The 20,086-nt window shown below is 41.6% G+C and carries 16 protein-coding genes; 4 read left to right on the top strand and 12 right to left on the bottom strand.

Annotated elements, in window-relative coordinates; translation table 11 throughout:
* Positions 1–68: 68 nt before the first annotated feature.
* The 5 genes from H540_RS0114700 to H540_RS0114675 form a co-directional block, all read right to left on the bottom strand.
* Positions 69–1,268 carry an MFS transporter gene (locus H540_RS0114700; protein WP_028401318.1) on the bottom strand — a complete coding sequence of 400 codons (1,200 nt, stop codon included), beginning with the start codon at positions 1,266–1,268 and terminating at the stop codon, positions 69–71.
* A 124-nt stretch (positions 1,269–1,392) separates the two neighbouring features.
* On the bottom strand, positions 1,393–2,070 hold the full coding sequence (locus H540_RS0114690; protein WP_028401317.1) for a GntR family transcriptional regulator: 678 nt from the start codon (positions 2,068–2,070) through the stop codon (positions 1,393–1,395).
* Between the two features lie 190 nt (positions 2,071–2,260).
* Positions 2,261–3,007, bottom strand: coding sequence for a WecB/TagA/CpsF family glycosyltransferase (locus H540_RS0114685; protein WP_028401316.1), 747 nt, complete (start codon positions 3,005–3,007; stop codon positions 2,261–2,263).
* 33 nt (positions 3,008–3,040) lie between these two features.
* Positions 3,041–4,141, bottom strand: coding sequence for a glycosyltransferase (locus H540_RS0114680; protein ID WP_028401315.1), 1,101 nt, complete (start codon positions 4,139–4,141; stop codon positions 3,041–3,043).
* A 51-nt stretch (positions 4,142–4,192) separates the two neighbouring features.
* Positions 4,193–5,548, bottom strand: coding sequence for an O-antigen ligase family protein (locus tag H540_RS0114675; RefSeq protein WP_028401314.1), 1,356 nt, complete (start codon positions 5,546–5,548; stop codon positions 4,193–4,195).
* A 340-nt stretch (positions 5,549–5,888) separates the two neighbouring features.
* On the opposite strand from H540_RS0114675, the gene H540_RS0114670 reads away from it, so the two are divergent.
* Positions 5,889–7,160 (top strand): glycosyltransferase family protein, encoded by a 1,272-nt coding sequence (locus H540_RS0114670; protein WP_028401313.1) that lies wholly within the window; start codon positions 5,889–5,891, stop codon positions 7,158–7,160.
* 157 nt (positions 7,161–7,317) lie between these two features.
* The gene (locus H540_RS0114665; protein ID WP_028401312.1) at positions 7,318–7,956 is read left to right on the top strand and encodes a trimeric intracellular cation channel family protein; all 639 of its coding nucleotides are present in this window, start codon (positions 7,318–7,320) and stop codon (positions 7,954–7,956) included.
* A gap of 122 nt (positions 7,957–8,078) precedes the next feature.
* Here the strand turns inward: H540_RS0114665 and H540_RS0114660 are convergent, their stop codons facing one another.
* The 6 genes from H540_RS0114660 to H540_RS0114635 form a co-directional block, all read right to left on the bottom strand.
* On the bottom strand, positions 8,079–10,262 hold the full coding sequence (locus H540_RS0114660) for a DNA topoisomerase III (protein ID WP_028401311.1): 2,184 nt from the start codon (positions 10,260–10,262) through the stop codon (positions 8,079–8,081).
* Between the two features lie 13 nt (positions 10,263–10,275).
* Positions 10,276–11,460 carry a class I SAM-dependent methyltransferase gene (locus H540_RS0114655; protein ID WP_245592250.1) on the bottom strand — a complete coding sequence of 395 codons (1,185 nt, stop codon included), beginning with the start codon at positions 11,458–11,460 and terminating at the stop codon, positions 10,276–10,278.
* Positions 11,461–11,566: 106 nt separating this feature from the next.
* Positions 11,567–12,958: an ArnT family glycosyltransferase gene (locus tag H540_RS0114650; RefSeq protein WP_155891031.1), complete on the bottom strand. Its 1,392-nt coding sequence runs from the start codon at positions 12,956–12,958 to the stop codon at positions 11,567–11,569.
* 66 nt (positions 12,959–13,024) lie between these two features.
* A complete protein-coding gene (locus H540_RS33225; protein ID WP_155891030.1) occupies positions 13,025–13,171 on the bottom strand; it encodes a hypothetical protein in 147 nt (48 codons plus the stop codon).
* Positions 13,172–13,239: 68 nt separating this feature from the next.
* Complete coding sequence (locus H540_RS0114640) at positions 13,240–14,151, bottom strand: phosphotransferase (RefSeq protein WP_425388123.1); 912 nt, start codon at positions 14,149–14,151, stop codon at positions 13,240–13,242.
* A 61-nt stretch (positions 14,152–14,212) separates the two neighbouring features.
* A complete protein-coding gene (locus H540_RS0114635) occupies positions 14,213–15,622 on the bottom strand; it encodes an ATP-binding protein (RefSeq protein WP_028401307.1) in 1,410 nt (469 codons plus the stop codon).
* Between the two features lie 907 nt (positions 15,623–16,529).
* Here H540_RS0114635 and H540_RS0114630 point away from each other — a divergent pair.
* Together H540_RS0114630 and H540_RS0114620 are read left to right on the top strand one after the other, a co-directional pair.
* Positions 16,530–18,086 (top strand): ABC-F family ATP-binding cassette domain-containing protein, encoded by a 1,557-nt coding sequence (locus H540_RS0114630; protein WP_028401306.1) that lies wholly within the window; start codon positions 16,530–16,532, stop codon positions 18,084–18,086.
* A gap of 357 nt (positions 18,087–18,443) precedes the next feature.
* Positions 18,444–19,739: an ArnT family glycosyltransferase gene (locus H540_RS0114620; RefSeq protein WP_028401305.1), complete on the top strand. Its 1,296-nt coding sequence runs from the start codon at positions 18,444–18,446 to the stop codon at positions 19,737–19,739.
* Here H540_RS0114620 and H540_RS0114615 read toward each other — a convergent pair.
* Complete coding sequence (locus H540_RS0114615; RefSeq protein WP_028401304.1) at positions 19,723–19,911, bottom strand: hypothetical protein; 189 nt, start codon at positions 19,909–19,911, stop codon at positions 19,723–19,725. The genes H540_RS0114620 and H540_RS0114615 overlap by 17 nt on opposite strands.
* Between the last annotated feature and the right edge of the window lie 175 nt (positions 19,912–20,086).

Raw genomic sequence — 20,086 nt, 5'->3', positions numbered from 1 at the left:
AGGGAAGCATGGAAAGAGCACAGAATTTTATACTTTTCTTTTTAATAAAGGGAGCGCTGCCGCTCCCTTTATGCCAATTCTTTTTGTTTTGTTTCTTTTCCAAAAAAGAAAACCGCTAATGCACCGATGATAATCGCTATACAAAAGATAGAGAAAATAGAAGAAATTGCCGTTTTTTGAGCAACGAGGTAACCGACAAATAACGGGCCTAAAATACCGCCGACGCGCCCGAAGGAAGCTGCCATTCCTGCACCAGTTCCCCGTACTGCAGTCGGGTACTGCTCTGGCGTGTAAGCATACAGCGCGCCCCATGCGCCAAGGTTAAAGAAGGATAAGAAAATGCCGGATGCAATAAGCGTCGGCAGCGCACTAGCTGCGCCAAAGAAATAAGCGCTTATAGCCGTGCCGATCAAATAGGTAATTAAAACAAATTTTCTTCCCGCTCTTTCAATCAGCCACGCTGCTGTAAAGTAACCCGGCAGCTGCGCCAATGTCATAATCAATACATACTTAAAGCTTTTAATAAGACTAAAGCCCTTCAGTACCATTACACTTGGCAGCCATAGAAACATGCCGTAATACGAAAATACAACGCAAAACCAAAGCACCCAAAGCATAATGGTCGGACGCGCATAGGCAGAGGACCAAACAGTTTTGATTTTTTCAAACACAGACTGTTCCTTTACAGTCGGCTGAAAGCGCGGAGAATCAGGAAGGCTCCAACGCAAATATAAAGCATAGAATGCAGGAATTGCACTTAAAATCATTGCAGCCTGCCAGCCGTAATTTGGGATAACAAAGTAAGAAATTAATGCGGCAATCAGCCATCCGCCTGCCCAAAAGCTTTCTAACAACACCACGACTCTCCCGCGCTTCTTCGCATCTACGCTTTCTGATACAAGCGTGGACGCAACCGGTAATTCTCCGCCAAGCCCCATTCCGATAAAAAAGCGAAGGATGAGGAACACCGTAAGCGTTGGTGCCAATGCAGATAAGCCGCTGCCGACAGAAAACAGCAATAATGTAATGATAAATACCAATTTTCGGCCGGCTTTATCCGCCAGTAAGCCGAATACAAGCGCTCCGACAGCCATACCGATAGAGTTTACGCTTCCGATCCAGCCCATCTGCTGTACGGTCAAATTCCAATCCTTTTGCAAGGCTGCAATTACAAAGGAGAGCAAACCTACATCCATAGCATCAAACAGCCATCCAAGCCCCGCAATTCCAAGCAGCTTACGATTTGAGACCATTGTTTCCTTATTCATATGTAATCTCCTTTACATCATTTCTTTCTACCAATAGCATTCTGCATAGAACGGCTTTTTTAGTACAATTGTTTTCACTCTGCTTTCCTGCAAATTAAAAAAGACAGCTTTTTCAGCTGCCTTTTTACAAAACATCTTCAAGCTCTTGATATTGCAGTTTATTGATTTCTAAATCACGCAAACTTGTATACAAGTGCTCACGAATCAATTGTTGCAGCTGTTCTGCCTCTCTGCGCTCAATAAGATCAATCATCTTCTCATGATCCTGTAAGTTCGTTAATTCATTTAAGTTCACATAATAAAATACACCGTACAAAATGAGATAAATATTGATTTTCCTTAACAGGGTTTCTACCGATTCAATGAGAAATTTGTTTTTTGTCTTTCGCGCTAAAAATGAATGGAACTCTTTATTAATGCGGATATATTTTAGGATATCCTTCTCCTTATAAGCATCCATCTCTTGTGCAATCATTTGCCGCAGCGCTTGAATGTCTTGCTCTGTAATGTGCTTAAATGCATATGGCACCGCAATACATTCCAGTTCCGTCCTGAATTCAAACGCTTGCATAATTTCTTCCCGGGTCGGCTGCATAACGAAAGCTCCGCGGTTTGGAACCATAATGACAAGCCCCTCTTCCTGAAGCTTCTTAATTGCATTTCGAATCGGAGTTCGGCTCACCTGCAGCTTTTCTGCAATCATCGTTTCCACCAATTGCGTCCCCGGTGCAATTTTGCGCGCCAATATCGCCGTTTTTATCGTTTCATAAACAACCTGTTCCATTGATTTTCGTTTGTTCATATTATGTATACGGCACTCCTTCATACATACTTGTCTTTTTATCATATCACAACATATAGCGCTTTCCTAAAAATTAAATGTAAACATTGCTCCTTTCCAAATCCCCAGATCTTGTAAATCCATTATAAATTATATATCCAGCTTCTGAAATACAAAACGAGCAACTCCTTGTAAAGAGCTGCTCGTTTCTTTAAGATTTCACTGTTTTTCGCTCACGAAGTACTTCTTTTAAAAACTCCGCCAATACAAGCTGACGGCGCCAGCGGGACGGATTGGAGCATAATCGGTAAAACCATTCGAGATGGATGGATTGAATCCACTTCGGCGCACGCTTCACTTCTCCTGCCCACACATCAAAGCTGCCGCCGACACCGACTGCCACCTTCGCACGAAGCTCATGCTTATAAGCTTGGATGAATTCCTCCTGCCTTGGGAAACCGAGCGCGACAAGAAGGATATCAGGCTGCGCCTTTTGGATTTGCTCAACAATCGCAGCTTCTTCTTCTTTCTTAAAGTAACCATGATGATATCCGGCGACTGTTACTCCCGGATAAGAAGCGATTGTACGAGCCGCCCCTTCCACTACATGAGGCTTTGCCCCGAGCAAATACACGGAGACCGGCTTTCCTGCCTCGGAAAGCTGCGCCAGCCATTGGTTCATCATATCGAATCCCGCAACACGTTCCTTGATGGGCTGACCTAACAGTCCGCTCGCTTTTACGACGCCGATGCCGTCCGGCGTAATTAAATCCGCTTGCTTCAATACTTTTTCAAAGCCCGGATCCTTTCTGGCGCACATCACGATTTCCGGGTTTGCAGTTACAATATGAAAAACCGTCTCGCGATCGTGCAGTTGCTTTGTTATATAGGAAAGGGTTTCCTCCATCGTCATGGAAGAAAAGGGGACGCCTAATATATCGACCATTTGTATCGTCATATACATAATCCTTTCTGTTTCAAACTGCAGACATTACCTTGCTGCCACTGTTTCGTATCCTTTATACGTATCTTCGTATAGCTTTTGCAGTGAAAAATGAGCAGAGGCATGATGATAAATGCGCTCTCCCATCTGCTTCAGCTCGCCGCTCTTCCATTTTGCGTATGCTTCCTCCAACACCTTTGCCAAAGCATCAGAATCCTTTGTCGGGATTACCCAACCAAAGGATGGATCTGGGATAAGCTTATGCATATCGCCCACATCTGTCGCGATAAACGGAACATGTTGATTTGCCGATTCCAGCAGCACGAGCGGAAAGCTTTCGCTGTAAGAAGTAAGCAGACTCAAATCGGAAGAAGCATAGAGCTTATCTGCATCCTTACGATGCCCCAAGAACAACACATTGTCAGATAGGCCGAGATTCTTCACTTTCGCTTTCAGCTCCGCTTCAATCGGTCCATCTCCTACAAGCAAAACTTTCAGTGAAGGAATCTTCACCTTTTGCAAAGCTTCAAATAATACCTCATGGCCTTTTACAGGATGAAGACGCGCCACCTGAACAACGGTAAAGCTGTCTTTAATCCCAAACATCTCTTTTTTATTATAAGGAGCTGCCGGCTCTTTATCATAGTTTATTCCATTATAAATAACCTGAACCTTTTCTTCGGGTATACCGAGATTCGTCAGATTCCGCTTGAATCGCTCCGTAATCGCAAAAAACAAATCGACCTTACCAAAGGAACGAAGGTTAAGCTTTGTGAACAGCCAACCTTTTACACCACGCTTCATAAAATCAAGAGTCGGGTCGCTATGAATCGTAGTGACCCATTTCGCGTGAATGCGGCTCTTGATAAGAGACAAGAAAAAATTCGCTCGCGCTCCGTGCGTATGGACGACATCGAATTGTTCCGTATTGATGAAGCGAATGAGCTTGGACAAAATAGATATATCATAACGGGAGCTTTGCGAAAGCACATGCACCCGTATGCCAAGATTTCGCGCTTCCCTAGCGATTGCTCCTTCTTCAAATACCGCCAATTCAACCTCCTGCTTCGGAAATTGAGAAAGAAGGGAAACAATATGCGTCTTTCCGCCGCCTTCTTCCGCTCCGGCGTTCATATGCAATACCTTCATCTTTTTTCCTCCTTAGAAAAAGAAAAGCTAACAAAACGCTAGCTTTTCGTGTCACTCTATGCCCAGACTTACAAGTAGATAAGCCCATAATAAAACGAGGTAAATGCTTACCGCGGGAGCTGTCAGTACATGGCCGGCCATGAATGCGATCCCAAAGGCCAATACCAAACCTACTGCCAGCAGCACATACTTCACTGTAAACACTTCCTTAAATCTTGTGACTACCGCAAGCAGCAGCTTGATTCCATAGTATGCAAACGGGATCATAATGAGCAAGAAGCCTATGAAACCGAAGGAGTAAAACAAATCGTGGAAATCTCTTTCGATTAGCTTCGGTTCTTTTTTAAAGTTTCCTCCATATCCCATACCAAACAGCTTTTGTAAAACAGGAGCCTTATGAAATTGTGCTTTCTGCACATTTTGGAATAACTCGCGGCCGCTGAAAACAAGGTCACCCACTTGACCTTGCGGCGGTTCCTCAGCAGCTTGGTTCTCTTTCGGCTTATTCTGATGCTCTTGCTCCTGCTGCTTCACTTGTTCCGCAAGAAGTGTTTCGTGCATGGATGTATTTTTGGTAATAGGAGAGAATGGTGTATACACCGCGACTCCCGCTAACATAATCACTGCTATCATCCCGTTTAGAAGAAGCACGCTTTTTTGATCCCGATGCAAAATCGCCTGCACGAAAACCATTACAATCGCCGCGCCCAATGTAACAATGATGGCACCGAATCCTACCTTTGTTCCCACTGCGAACAAGGAAAAGACGGACAGAAGAGATGGAATCCAGTAGTACACGTCTTTCATGCGTTTTGTATGTTCAATGGAATATAACAGCACAACCGGGAAGCTGATGGCAAGAATAGTTCCTAATTCGTTCGCGGCAAAAAACCATCCGCGAGAGCCAAGCTTCACATAGTCATAGCTATTATAATCAGTAGAAGTTATAATGGAAATGAACATAACTGCATTGATAATCAAAGTCGCGCACATGATAGAACGCTGTACGTTCCGTGCAAGCTCATTTTTGCGTTTCAAGGCGCGAAATACTAGAATATAGCAGCCAAGCATAACGAATGTATACATCGTCTTCGCAACCAATTTCACTTCTTCTCCCAGCAAAATCGGACTTTTGACTATTTTATTGTTAATAAGGCCAATGAACAAAACAATTCCTAAACCAAGTATATACAAAAAGTATCTCCGGTTCTTTGCCTCTCTAGCCTGTAAGAACAGATACAAAATACCAAGGACCATTACAAACAACCGAGCAATAATTCCGGCGGTCGTATTAATTTTTAACACAATAATGCAAAACGAAGTCAGTAAATCTAGAATGGGTTGGAGAATGATGAACAAAAGCAGAAATGCTTCGAAAGTATTCCCCAAATTGTATTTCCTAAGCATGAATAACCTCCTAAAATCCTGTGAACAAAATATAAGGGTTTTTTATATAATGCGTATGTTCTATGAATACGAAATATCCCGTTATTTGTCGGAATTATGCAAGATTCCTCCCACATTATAGCACACTTCATCTATGAGCTATAATTAATTTTTACAGGAACGACGAGAGTTTTTTGAAATCGTTTGAGAAATAAATTGAAAAAGCTGTTATAATAAGACGGAATAAAAGCGATTTTCCTTTCCGCTTTCAGGAGGGCGATTACTCAAACAGCATAACATATGAAGAGTAAGGAAGCGCTCCTGCCCGATGAATCTTTAACACTAAAATGAGGTATCTACTATGGCAAACGTAAACGAAAAGCTGAAAACTTCATGGATGTATGCAAAAAAGGTTTTTTCTTATATACAGCAGCAAGGCCTATCCACAACGGTGGGTAAAATTCAAAAACGCATGCAAACGAAAATGAGCTTGATGAAGGGCGGCCAAGAAACCGATCCCCGCTTGAAGGAAATTTACGAAAGCTTGCTTACGGCTTATCAATCCGGAGCAATTAAAGGGATTGCGATCATCAGCTCGGGCATGGAGTTCGATGAGCTGTACAACCAGCGTACGATCAATTTCGCCAAGTACTTGGCTGAAAGAGAATATGGCGTTTTATACGTAACGTGGCAATATGACATAGCAGAGCAGCACGAAAAAAGCTTCCAGTACGCCTATCAAAACCTGTATCAAGTCCCTATGTATCCTTACCTGTACAGTTTGGAGGAATTGGCGATGTTCGATTCCATCGAGAAGAAATTGTTCATTTCCACTTTCCCGGCCAAAGCGTTCTATACAACATTGCCCGCATTGAAACAGCATGGCTTCAAAGTTATATACGATATTATGGATGAATGGGAAGAATTCTTCAAAACTGGTGATGCTTCCTGGTATCAGCGAAGCGCGGAAGAAGCGTTCGTCCGGGACGCGGATGTCGTATCCGCCGTATCTGTACCGCTGCAGAAGAAATTTGCGCACATTCGTGCGGATATTGTCATATCAGGGAACGGATATAATGAAAAGATTTCTAAGCATGCGAACATCGCCAACAAGACAAAAGGCGCGGACGGCAAAATCCATGTCGGTTATTTCGGGCATATGACACCTTCTTGGTTTGACTGGAACCTTGTGTTTCATCTCGCCGAACAGGACGACATTGTCGTTCACCTAATCGGACACGGCGCTACAGAGGACATTTTGAAGAAGGTTGAAGAACAGCCGAATATGCACTTTTACGGGAAGGTCCATCCAGGCGAACTGCACACCTATGCAAGACAGTGGCACATCGGTCTCATTCCTTTCAAGAAAAGCAAGCTCTCGGAAGCGGTCGATCCGATCAAAATTTACGAATACTTGTATTTCGGCTTGCCGACTATCTCAACAGGCATTCCTCACATAGGAGCCTATCCTTGCGTCTATCATTGCGAAACAGCTCAAGAAGCGAAGCAAAGGATTTACGAGATTTATGAACATTTGGATGAAACGTATACGCCTGAATTGCAGCACTTCCTTGAAACGACGACATGGGACAAGCAATTTGAAAAAGTTGAAGATGCGCTGAATAAAGCATAGTTGAAAACGGCCGTTTTTTACGGTCGTTTTTTCACGTTCAAACGCTTTCTTTTCACACTTTCCCTTATTTTTGACATGTAACGAACCAATCATTGTTATTTCATCCGCTTTGTTATATAGTTTCTCTGTTATATAGGATGGAGGAAGGGATTGAGAAATGGGATTAATTAATATTTTTATCTTCATCGGCATCATTGCAGCTGCAGTCTCGGGAACATTAGTGGGGATGAAAAAGCGCTTAGATTGGTTCGGTGTCATTTGTTTGGCGGTCGCAACGGCGCTCGGCGGCGGTATAATTCGTGATATCATGATCGGCAATTTGCCTCCAGTCGCTTTCATTAAGCCGATTTACTTTTTTGTCAGCGTATTGACAGCTCTTATAACATGCTTCTTTTATGAAAGAATCAATAAACTCCAACATGTTATCATGCTTTCAGACGCAGTGGGTCTCGGCGTGTTCACCACAGTGGGCGCGAATACAGCTGTCATGAACAGCATGCATCAGCCATTTCTCGTCGTTTCCATGGGACTCATCACAGGCATCGGCGGCGGAATCCTGCGCGATATCTTTGCAAAAGACATTCCGTACGTATTTCGAAAAGAAGTATACGCCATTGCCTCTATTCTCGGAGCCATAAGCTTCCTTATCACCTACGATAAAGTACCTCATATATTGTCTTTATATATTTGTTTATTCGTTACATTCGTAGTGCGGGTCGTATCGTTCTACTATAACGTGAACTTCCCTGTGCTAAAAACAGAAATGGAAGTAAGCAAGGAGAACAGAAATATATAAAAGAACCCTGAAGCGCAGGGTTCTTTTTCTATTTATGGAAGGATTCTGTAAACTTCATATAACAAAAGGAAGCTGATTGATTCAGCTTCCTTTTATTATATACCGCAACCGTATTGGCTTCCTTACTTCTTCAGTTTCAGCTTAGCAAGTGCGTCTGCCAGCGCTGTGTTGATTGGTTCATCGTCCTGCTGTTTCAAATATTTTGCCACATCGCGCTTAGATACATTTCCTTGCTTGGATTTGTTTCTCCGCTCTTGGAAGACAGACATCTTTTCGCGGTGACCGCAGCTGCATGCGAAGATTTGTCCTTCTCCTTGCCCGCGCAGCTCCATTTTCTTATGACAGTTCGGGCACCTTGCGTTTGTCAGCTTCGCAAGCGTTTTGCGATGACCGCACTCTCTGTCCTGACATACAAGCATGCGCCCTTTCTTGCCGTTTACTTCTAGCATCGGCTTGTCGCATTCCGGGCATCTTGTTGTCGTGACGTTGTCATGCTTGAATTTTTGCTCACTGTTTTTAACTTCATGCACTGCTGTTTTGGCATATGAACGAATTTCTGTTAAGAAAATCTCCTTGCGCAGCTTGCCTTTTGCTATCGCTTCAAGCTTTTGCTCCCACTCTGCCGTAAGAGCCGGCGATTTCAAGTCCTCCGGTACAAGCTCCAATAGCTGCTTGCCTTTTGAGGTAATATGAATATGCTTGCCTTTTTTCTCGATTAAGAAGCTGTTGAACAGCTTTTCGATAATATCAGCACGTGTCGCAACTGTACCCAGGCCGCCTGTTTTTCCGATGGTTTGGATAAGGTCCTTGCTTTCATTTGCCATATATTTCGCTGGATTTTCCATCGCAGACAGAAGCGTTCCTTCGCTAAACAGCTCCGGCGGCTTCGTTTCACCCTTCGTTTGCATCACATTTAAAATAGCGATTTCTTCTCCTTGTTCAATTGCAGGAAGCACTTGATCTGATACATCATCGCGCTCTTCATCCTCAAAGTGGTTATCATACACTTCTTTCCAGCCTTGGGATAAGATCGTTTTTCCCTTTGCCATAAAGGACTCGTTCCCAATGCTTGCGCGAATTGTCACTTGTTCAAACTCAAAGGCAGGAGATAAAACAGCTAAAAAGCGTTTTACGACAAGATCATAAATCTTTCTCTCTTTATCGCTCAATGAACTCAACAAAACAGATTCTTCCGTAGGGATAATAGCGTGGTGGTCTGATACTTTACTATTATCTACAAATGATTTACTCGCTTTAATCGGCTTTTGCAGCAGCTTAGAAGCCATTCTCGCATAAGGTTTTACGTTACATGCTGCGATGCGGTCCTTCAATGTATCTACCATATCTGTAGAAAGGTAACGAGAATCTGTTCGCGGATAGGTCACTATCTTATGATGCTCATACAGCTTTTGCATAATGGATAATGTTTCTTTCGCGGAATAACCAAAAATGCGGTTAGCATCTCGCTGTAATTCTGTTAAATCATATAGCTGAGGAGCATATGTTTTTTTATGCGCTTTTTGCACCTCTGTAATTTTCGCTTTTTGATTGCGAACTGCTTTTAGGACAGCGTCGCTCGTTTCCTTTGAGAACGTTCTTACATCCTTCGTTTTCACATCTTGCCAAACGAATTTTATGTTCTTTCCAACCGCTGTTACACCATAGAATGACTTTGGCTGAAAGTTTTTAATCTCCTCTTCGCGCTTGGCGATGATTGCAAGTGTCGGCGTTTGTACCCGGCCGCATGACAACTGTGCATTATGCTTGCAAGTAAGCGCACGCGTCGCATTAATTCCTACAAACCAGTCTGCCTCTGCACGCGCCACCGCAGATGCGTACAGATTTTCATACTCTTTGCCGTCACGCAATTTGCGGAAGCCTTCTTGAATTGCTTTATCTGTAACAGAAGAAATCCAAAGGCGCTTGAGCGGCTTTTTCACTTGCACCTTTTCTAAAATCCAGCGTGCTACTAGCTCGCCTTCACGCCCGGCGTCTGTCGCAATAACAACATCTTTTACATCTTTGCGGTTTAATTGCGATTTTACTGCCTGAAACTGCTTGCCTGTCTGCTTAATTACCACAAGTTTCAAATGGGATGGAAGCATCGGTAAATCTTCAAGCTTCCACGCTTTATATTTATCGTCGTACGCCTCGGGATCTGCAAGGGTCACCAAATGCCCAAGCGCCCATGTTACGATATATTGATCTCCCTCTAAATAACCATTTCCTTTTTTCCCGCACTTCAAAACACGGGCGATATCTCGAGCTACAGACGGTTTTTCCGCCAATACAACTGTTTTACTCATAGAAACATCCTCTCTATTTCTTTTCCGCTACTATTGTAAATGTTTTAGGCAAGCCGATGTCATGCATTTTGTGGTTCGGCTCCTCCTCCAACACTTGTATGACAAGACCTTCCTGTACTATAGACGTCACAAGCTCGCCTATTGTCCATTTCCTCTGTACAACCTTCGCAAGCGATTCCTTTTCAGGCATATGCTTGGAGAACGCGACTTCCCCTCTTTCAATAGAAGGATTGAAGTAATTTCCCGTTACTTTATGCTTTTTCCCAGTCGATGTAATAAGCTTCGTGGAAATGGGATGGAATTCATGAAGAATAAAGCGGCCGCCCGGACGAAGCAGCCGTTTTACAATACGAAAGAGCGGCTGTAAATCAATAAAATAATGCAAAACACCGAGCTCCATCAGCACAATATCATACTGTTCATGCGTAACCTTTTCCGATAAGGAAAGGACGTCTGAAATAATATAGGAAACAGCAACATCAGCCTCTTTTGCAAGTTCATTTGCAAACATCGCGTTTTCATGAGAAAAATCCGCAACGGTTACATCCGCGCCCAAAAGAGATAACGCGACTGCCTTCACACCGTTCGATCCCATAAGGTGCATCACTTTCTTACCTGCAGCATCCTTCACATACTTATAGAATGGGTGCAGACGCCACTCCGGGTTTTGCTTGATTTTCTTCGCGATTTCTGCCGGTTCTCCGTATCGATTTATAAGCGCTGTATAGTTATTTTGATTCCAAGCTTGTTCATTTTGCGCAGTCAGCTCCTGCTGCTCCTTAAGAAGTGCTGCACGGATTTGCGCCGCATACCTTTCATCCTCCGGGAAATATAAGTACGCATACAACGAACAGCACCAAAAAGAGTTCTCTCCTTTTTGGACCATGGTACGATAGGGATTCGTTCGAATCGTTGTATTAAAGTAACAATAAATGTGTACATCTATGCTATCTTGAGAAAACTTAAAACTTGCCTGCACCGCTGTTCGCTCGATAGGAGAAGGAGCATACTGCTGGAGCAAATCATATACTTTCTCAAACAAGTCCCACTGGACATTAACGGTAATCGGGAACGCCCCGCTCATTTCTACCCCTTGCAGCTGCAGCGAAGCTGCTTCTGTAAATTCATATGGAACATTTGCTTCCTCAAGCATTGCCGTCAATTCGGAAGCAATTGCCAACATATTCGTATTCATCATATTCCATCCTCCTGCGGTCACATGTTCTTCTCATCTTTGCCGCAATTACTCATTTTATATTAGTTGTTTTAGACGAAAATGAAAAGGGGACAGCCTCGTGTCCCCTTTATGTTCTTTTATATTTATTCCATAAATGCGTAAATACTATAAAAATTCCGTACCCCTGAAAGACCGCAAACGATGGAATAATAAAAGGGCGATAGCGCGTTTGAATTTCAATCAGCAAGTGCACAGCTGCATAGCCTAACACTAGAAGCAAAAAGAATACAGACAGGTCATTCTCGCTTTTTCTTATCATAAAAAAGAGTCCGGCCGCTGCGAATAATAACATACTGCTGTAAAAGACTCGCTCTGTCTTAAACAGAATGTCCTTTACATTCGGTCTTTCGATTGCGCCAAGACTCCAATACACTGCCGCATCATTTGCCCCCCACATAATCTTGAATTTCTCCTTAAACAAAGCAGCTGTTTTTCCAGTATCACTGAGGCGCTCTTGAATCAGTTGTCGTTCTGCTTCCATGCGCTGTTCGCCTATCGGAAACTGCGCAATGTATGCTTCATCCTTTGCGGAATATTGTCCATTCGTTTCATGATTGAATCCCAGTACAAATTTCCATAACGGATCTCGGTTTGATAATGGATACTGTGTCACTCCAGCTGCTATAAACCCATAGCTTACTATGTAATGAACGATGTAAAATACTGCAAGAATACCTGCAAATCCGCCGGCAATTTGCAACTTTGCTCTTTTTCCGTTTCGCAGAAACAAAAAAAACAGATACAGCCCTAATGCCAGTAAGATAAAGCTGCCAAGAGGCCTCATGATATCTCCTAAAGCTAGGAGAATTCCTGTATACAGCCACGTTTGCCAATGGAATCCTTTTCGAATCAGAAGATAAAATCCAAGGTAGAACAAAAAATGGGCAATATGCTCATTCGTTAAAACGGAGCACATAAGAATACTTGGCGTATACACAGCATATATAACGCCCGCCATTCTTGCAGAAGACTCGTTAAACAAGCGAGCGGCAATTTGATAAACAAGAAATACAGTTCCTGTGCAATACAAAACATTCAACAGTTTCAGAATGAACAAGCCTTCTCCGAATACACGCACAATCAATGCTTCATACATCGTAAAACCAAGCTGATACACCCATGCGCTAAAATATGGATTTTTGCTGAAGCTGAAATCTCCTTTTGCGGCTTGCACCGCACCTTGGTACATTTCTGCAAAATCAGATTGAACAGGTGTAGGTATCCAAAGAATCCAGCCGAGGCGCAGCAAGAATGCAATTGTAATTAGAATAGCCAAAAACGTCCGATTGTTAATCCAGTGATTTGTAATACAAACAGCCGCCGCTAATACAGCTCCTATTATAATAGAAGCAGCAATAACGACGCTTATAAACGCAATGTCTGTTTTAAGGCGAATGATAAGGGATAAGTCAATTAATGTACTATATAAAGCTAAGAGAAAAAAAAGCGCCCAACACATATAATGCTTTTCTTCCAAATGAAGCAAACCTATTCATCTAAGCCACCTCCTCCTTCATCATATATTTTATGTAATACGCCGCGAGATCTGCAGCTTCAATCCATCCTTTACTCGCAAAGACACAAGCGGCTCCGTATGAGCATATGAATTTACCGAACGCAGCTTATACTGCTGGCCGAGAACCGCTAAAACGAGAATTGCTTCCATCAACATATCATACTATCCAATCCCAATTCATTACTGCAAATGAAAAAGGCAAAAGAATGATTTCTTTTGCCTTTTTAGACAGCCTCCGCCAATGCAAGCTGCAAACTCTCTTGTGCCAGTTTGACAAGCGCTGTATCTTTCTTGTCGTACCCATATAGAAGAAGCACTGTATTCGTAAAAACAGCGCGAAATCTCGCAAGTTCCTTCTCTTGCGTTTCGACTTCTCCATATATCCCATAAAAATGCTGCCGATCCCCCGGCAGCAGCAAGCTGTAAACAGCTGCTAAATCCACAGCACGATTTCCGATATGCACATCTCCCCAGTCTATTACACCGGCCAGGCTCCCTTCTTCGTCTGCTACTACATTACGGATGTGAAGGTCACCGTGGACGAGTGTTTCCTGGGATATATTTTCGCAGCTGCGCAGCTCTAAAATATACTCTCGCAGAACCTGCCTATTATCATACAGCTGTAAATCCATAATTTGCTTCACTTGTTCTTCTAATATAGGCTTCCGCTTTGCTATATGTAAACGGTCCAATTCATCATAGGGCACACCCAGTTTCTTTGCTTTCGATACAGGGAAGCTATGCAGCTTGCGCAAAAAAACGGCGAGCGGCTTTGTCATTCCCTTCCGCTGTAATGGTGTAAGATGCATAACTGTCTTACCCTTTACCGCTTTATATCCGATAAAAGACCAAGGGTAATCCGAATTCGCCCCGCCGAAATAGATTGGTTCAGGAATGGGGAGCGGCAAAATCGGAACAAGGGATGGCAAGATGCTACCTTCTGTCTGTAGTAAACGAACTGCAATTTCACGCCTTGGGAACCGGAACACGAATTGTTTATTAACACAATAGACAGTATTATCAAATCCTTCTCCTAAAGCATACAGAGAAACAGGTGACAGTGTAGGAAACTGCTTCTCTATTAAACTGCGGGCTAAACCTTCTGTTACTACATATTCCGGTTTCCAGACAGTCATCATTATTCCTCCTTCTTCCAATTCCCGGGAAATACAAGAAAAGAGGGTTTCACCCCCCTCTTTACTTCATAATCAAATAGGCTTGCTTTGGATGGTTAACTTGATCGGGGTATTTTAATCGAATTTTCCCCTTATCCAAAAGCTTTGCCAAATAATTATTTCTAAGTCCGTCCGGTGTTCTCTCTAATAAGTAAGCGAATTCCTTTAGCATAAGAGGCCGCTGCGCACATAGCTGTAAAATAATCTCTTCCATAACACTCGGGCTAAGACGCTTTTTCTTTCGCGCCAGCTCAGCAATTCTCCATAACACTTCTTCCATATCCTCTTCCTGTACTTCTGATTCTGTATATACTGCTTCAGGCTGCATATACTCCTCTTCCTCCAAAACAAATGATTCGACACCATTCTCTGTTTCGTTATTTACGGAGTTATTACCGTTATTATAGGAGTTCTCTTCGCTATTTACGGAGTTAATGTCACTATTATAGGAGCTTGGTTCGTTATTCAAGGAGTTATTACCGTTATTATAGGAGTCTATTCCGTTATTCATGGAGTCGTTTTCGTTATTTACGGAGTTCGGATTTTTATTATAGGAGTTCGATTCTAGCTCCATTTCTTCTAAAAATATCTCTTCCGCAGCCTCATCTAGTTCTATTTCTGCCGCTGGATCCTCGCTCCTGAAAGATTTTACACGCAGCGTTAAAATTGTCCGGTCACTCTCACTATCTTGTATGAAGCTTGGCATGTCCCACTGCAAATGCTTGGAAGCTGTTTCTATATTGCGCACACCAGATCCAGCGCGTTTACACAAATCAATTAAAATGAACATTTTAAATACATTAGGATTGCGTAAGTTGCTGATGCCTCCCTCGAATACCTGCTCAACCGATGTACGCAGCAGACCGGGATTAGCGAAACGAAATGTATTTTTATCTTTCTCAATGACAATACCGCCTTCACCGTAGTAATCAGCATGCACAATCGCATTTATGACCGCTTCATGTAAGCTGGAACGAATCCAATCTTCATTCCTATGTCCGGATATATCACCCGTTACACGCTCCATCGTTCGGAAATAAAAGTCGTACACATTGCCGGACCATGTACCATCTTGAGAAGTAAAACGGTGCGACCATTCCGCACTTATTATATCCTCCAAGTTTTCCCGATACTCAAGAAAGTATTGCGGCAAAACTTCTGTAATCATTCTTTCCTCGCTGAACATCAACAGTCCGGCCAGTGTTAATCCTTCCTTGCTTGTGTTGCGCATCTTTCCCCAAGCGCCGATCTTATAAAGAAATTCCTTCATCTCCAGTCCGTTCCACGGATGATCGGGCTTTACAGCTGCAAACCTTTGCCGATAGCTTTTGACGGATTCAAAGTTCAGCTCATTTAATCCATAGTGCTCTAAAATTAAACTATCCTGTGAAATTAATGAATAATCGATCATGTGAGTGGAATTGTTATTCACTTCATATCTCCCTCTTATATGAAATAATGAAATTATTTTTGTCCCTAACAAAATGGCTATTCTTTTATTTTATCATCTTTTACCCTGCCACTGCTTCTCTTATAAGGAAAATATCACACGCTTTACCTTCGGGAAATAATACCATTATCAAGCAGAGGAATTATATTTATATAGAAAAATCCCCTTCACTAAAGCGATAAGAGAAATGATTGAAGCTGTAAGGTTTAAGACTGTTCTTCCTTCCTTTTAAAAAACCTGTATTATATCTTTTTCAGCAGCTGTACTTATTAATTCTCTTTTATTCCTCCATTGAAACATTTGGTAATCTGACTTCCTACAGGGCAAGCCTCTGTGGTTTTCTCAGCTATATAAGTCCACTTTGTTATTCCGACATATCTATCGTTTGCCAAATTAAACAAAAGGGAAACTGCGCTCACTCCCTCTCTATGGTTTACCTCTACATGGGCCACGAAAAGGGTTTGACCGCTTCTACGCTTAGCCAGATGATCTCTCCCCCTAAAAGAAAAGTTCATGTCGATTTTTATATATATAAATATTTTATAATTTCGACGTTTTCATTTGCTATTTCGAACAAAACGGCATTGGCACTTACTTCCTCTCTCTAGTTTACCCTTGCATGGACCAAGGGTTTGACCGCTTCTGCACGTCGCCGGATGCTCTCGCCCCACTATAAAAAGATGATTTTTTTATTCACTTGTATATAGTTGCATTTATATATAATTCTTTCACACAAAATAGAAACATATAATTTCCAATCGAGCCCTCTTTAATCCTGTATCCAACTTCGCTATAATCTATAAGGGAGTGCTCTTTTTGGAGCTTTCTTTTATAATGCCAATCTTACAGTTTCATAAACTTTACTATAAAGAAAAAGGTGCATAAACATATGAGTATTCTAACAGTAAGCAACTTAAGCCACGGCTTTGGAGACCGCGCGATTTTCAATAACGTGTCCTTCCGTCTTTTAAAAGGGGAGCACATCGGATTAATCGGCGCAAACGGCGAGGGAAAATCCACATTTATGAACATCATTACAGGTAAGCTTGAGCCGGATGAGGGCAAGGTAGAATGGTCTAAAAACATGCGTGTCGGCTACCTTGACCAGCATGCCGTACTGGCAAAAGGCATGACAATCCGCGATGCATTGAAGGGTGCGTTCCAGTATCTATTCAATATGGAAGCAGAAATGAACGGCATTTATGAAAAAATGGGTGAAGCGACGCCTGAAGAACTTGAGAAAATGCTTGAAGATGTAGGGACAATCCAAGATATACTGACAAACAATGACTTCTATATCATTGATTCAAAAGTAGAAGAAATTGCGCGCGGTCTTGGCCTAGACGATATTGGCTTAGATCGTGATGTTCATGATTTGAGCGGCGGTCAGCGTACAAAGGTATTGCTTGCGAAGCTTTTGCTTGAAAAGCCTGATATTCTTTTATTGGACGAGCCTACTAACTATTTGGACGAAAAGCATATTGAATGGCTGAAGCGTTATTTGCAGGATTACGAGAATGCCTTTATTCTTATTTCCCATGATATTCCGTTCTTAAACAGCGTAATCAATTTGATTTACCATATGGAAAATCAAGAATTGAACCGCTATGTAGGCGATTATGACAACTTTATGCAAATATATGAAGTAAAGAAACAACAGCTCGAAGCAGCCTACAAAAAGCAGCAGCAGGAAATTTCCGAATTAAAGGATTTCGTAGCGCGAAACAAAGCCCGCGTATCTACGCGCAACATGGCGATGTCACGTCAGAAGAAGCTGGATAAGATGGACATTATCGAGCTTGCGAAAGAAAAGCCGAAGCCGGAGTTTCGCTTTAAAGACGCCCGCACATCCGGCAAGCTGATTTTTGAAGCCACTGACTTAGTAATCGGCTATGACAGCCCGTTATCTAAGCCTCTGGACCTTCGCATGGAGCGCGGACAAAAGATTGCGCTGATGGGTGCGAACGGTATCGGTAAAACGACATTGCTTAAGAGTATTCTAGGCGAAATCAATCCAATCTCTGGAACTGTACAGCGCGGAGATCACTTGAATATCGGCTACTTTGAACAAGAAGTAAAAGAAGCAAACTACAATACATGCATCGAAGAATTATGGAAGGAATTCCCATCCTTTACGCAATACGAAGTACGCGCAGCACTCGCAAAATGCGGTTTAACAACGAAGCATATTGAAAGTAAAGTAGAAGTGCTGAGCGGCGGAGAGAAAGCAAAGGTGCGTTTATGTAAACTCATTAACCGCGAAACGAATATACTTGTGCTGGACGAGCCTACCAACCACTTAGACGTGGACGCTAAAGATGAATTGAAGCGCGCCCTGCAAGCATACAAGGGAAGCGTTCTTATTATCTGCCATGAACCGGAATTTTATCAAGATGTTGTGACAGATATTTGGAATTGTGAATCTTGGACAACTAAAGTATTTTAAACAATGAGGGTATCCCAAAAGGTTAGCACAGCGCTAATCTTTTAGGATACCCCTTTGTTTTAGCTCATATACAAAAATAAAATCGTTCCTGTTATAATGGTAAGCGACCAAACTTTCCAAGAAATAGGAGCGATTTTATATGCGTAATAAAGTTGGTGTTATATCAAGAAAATAGACGCGATAAACAGAGAGAAAAAGCCGACTATATACACGTGAATAAAAAACCGTCTTTTTATAGTGGGAAGAGATCATTCGGCGCTGCCGCCACGAAGTTTTGGCGTATAATAAAGGAGGAAGCTATTATACAAAAATAATTATTTCTATACATATTTTTCGCATTTATGAAAGGAGACAAGAATGACGAATCGTTATCCGATTTTTAGTAATAAGAAAAATATAGCTCTTCTCATTATATTGTTTATCGCAGCTTTTTTAAGGCTATTAGCATTACATAAGTATGGTTTAACCCTTAATATAAATAGTGATGATGAAGGGTATAGAAGAAGTGCTTACATATTTCTTGAAAAGAGAATGTTAATCTATCATGACCCCAATGCTCCTACGGTACATATAATGCCTGGCTTTACACTCATGCTGTCATTGGTATTCAGTATTTTTGGAAAAGGGACATTGGGAGTATATGCAGCTAAAATATTTATGGTTATGAACGGATTATTATCAGTTTTTGGAACGTATAAACTTGGAAAGCAAATATTTAATGGTTATGTTGGGCTAATAGCAAGTTTTATGCTCGCTATATTTATTCCTCAAGTAGTAATTGACAATTTACTCCTAACAGAAGCACCTTATACTGCATTTTCGATTTTCTTATTTTATTTCTCAATTAGATTAGCTGAGAAGCAAGATTGGAAATCATTTTTCTTAGTATTATTATTTTATTTCTCAAGTTTGTATCTGCGACCGACTATAGCATTGTATCCTATATTATTATTCATTTATTTCATTTTCAAAAAGTACCCGATAAAATTAATGTTTAAACAAATCGGCATAGCAGCTATAGCGTTAATCTTGGTGTTAGGACCATGGTGGATAAGAAATTACATTCATTTCAAAGAATTTATTCCCTTATCCGGCGGAGCTGGCGACCCTCTTTTATTAGGCACCTTTCAAGGAGTTGGCTATCCATCTGGCTCCTTAAACGAAATCTTAAAGACAATTGATCAAGAACATGCAGGCGAAGATGCTTATTATATACTTAAAGCAGAGGAAGAAAAAGCAAAAGAGCGTATTCATGAATGGATTAGCCAAAGTCCTAAGACTTATCTTTACAGCTTGCTGGTAGCTAAAACAAAACTTCAATGGCAGTCACAGTTTTATCCAATAACCATTTTCCAAATAAACAAAGAAACTATTAATGCTGTGAGTGGATACTTAATTAAAACAGCAGAAATTAGTATGCTCCTAGCTTCGCTTATAGGTAAAAGAAGAAATGAAATCATTTTTACAATCCTAATTTTAATATACTTTACACTTTTAAATAACTATTACTTTGCATATGATCGATATACCCTGCCATTAATGCCGATTATCTTTATTTACATAGGATTTCTTATAAATGTGTTTATAAGCAAGCTCTTGCAATACACTTGGTTTTCAAAAAAGGATAAAAACAAACTTAAAGAACTTGTATAGCAAATAATAAAGATAACATGAGAAAACGACCTTTTTCCGTCATTGATTCGAAAAAGGTCGTTTTTAATTTTCTTTGAGACGGTTCTGCTTCATACGTATATTGAATCTCAAAGAATCTTGCGTTTACTTTCGTCACCCGTTGCTTATCAACAGCGAGAATTACAGCTCCCACTTCAAGAATCCCTTTTGAATTTCAGTGTGAGGTGCATAAAGAAGGCAGTAGATATTATTTGCTTCTATTAGCATGCTTTTCTTATCCTTTATTTGGCATACTTTCCTTATCCTTTATTTGGCATACTTTCCTTATCCTTTATTTGGCATACTTTCCTTATCCTTTATTTGGCATA

The sequence above is a fragment of the Ectobacillus panaciterrae DSM 19096 genome, from assembly GCF_000430785.1.
Classification (GTDB): Bacteria; Bacillota; Bacilli; order Bacillales; family Bacillaceae_G; genus Ectobacillus; species Ectobacillus panaciterrae.
This window is presented reverse-complemented; position numbering and strand designations above follow the sequence as displayed.

Bases quoted from the DNA above. Each gene is read 5' to 3' on its own strand.
- H540_RS0114700 (WP_028401318.1), bottom strand. From the start codon at position 1,268: ATGAATAAGGAAACAATGGTCTCAAATCGTAAGCTGCTTGGAATTGCG.
- H540_RS0114690 (WP_028401317.1), bottom strand. From the start codon at position 2,070: ATGAACAAACGAAAATCAATGGAACAGGTTGTTTATGAAACGATAAAA.
- H540_RS0114685 (WP_028401316.1), bottom strand. From the start codon at position 3,007: ATGACGATACAAATGGTCGATATATTAGGCGTCCCCTTTTCTTCCATG.
- H540_RS0114680 (WP_028401315.1), bottom strand. From the start codon at position 4,141: ATGAAGGTATTGCATATGAACGCCGGAGCGGAAGAAGGCGGCGGAAAG.
- H540_RS0114675 (WP_028401314.1), bottom strand. From the start codon at position 5,548: ATGCTTAGGAAATACAATTTGGGGAATACTTTCGAAGCATTTCTGCTT.
- H540_RS0114670 (WP_028401313.1), top strand. From the start codon at position 5,889: ATGGCAAACGTAAACGAAAAGCTGAAAACTTCATGGATGTATGCAAAA.
- H540_RS0114665 (WP_028401312.1), top strand. From the start codon at position 7,318: ATGGGATTAATTAATATTTTTATCTTCATCGGCATCATTGCAGCTGCA.
- H540_RS0114660 (WP_028401311.1), bottom strand. From the start codon at position 10,262: ATGAGTAAAACAGTTGTATTGGCGGAAAAACCGTCTGTAGCTCGAGAT.
- H540_RS0114655 (WP_245592250.1), bottom strand. From the start codon at position 11,460: ATGATGAATACGAATATGTTGGCAATTGCTTCCGAATTGACGGCAATG.
- H540_RS0114650 (WP_155891031.1), bottom strand. From the start codon at position 12,958: ATGTGTTGGGCGCTTTTTTTTCTCTTAGCTTTATATAGTACATTAATT.
- H540_RS33225 (WP_155891030.1), bottom strand. From the start codon at position 13,171: ATGTTGATGGAAGCAATTCTCGTTTTAGCGGTTCTCGGCCAGCAGTAT.
- H540_RS0114640 (WP_425388123.1), bottom strand. From the start codon at position 14,151: ATGACTGTCTGGAAACCGGAATATGTAGTAACAGAAGGTTTAGCCCGC.
- H540_RS0114630 (WP_028401306.1), top strand. From the start codon at position 16,530: ATGAGTATTCTAACAGTAAGCAACTTAAGCCACGGCTTTGGAGACCGC.
- H540_RS0114620 (WP_028401305.1), top strand. From the start codon at position 18,444: ATGACGAATCGTTATCCGATTTTTAGTAATAAGAAAAATATAGCTCTT.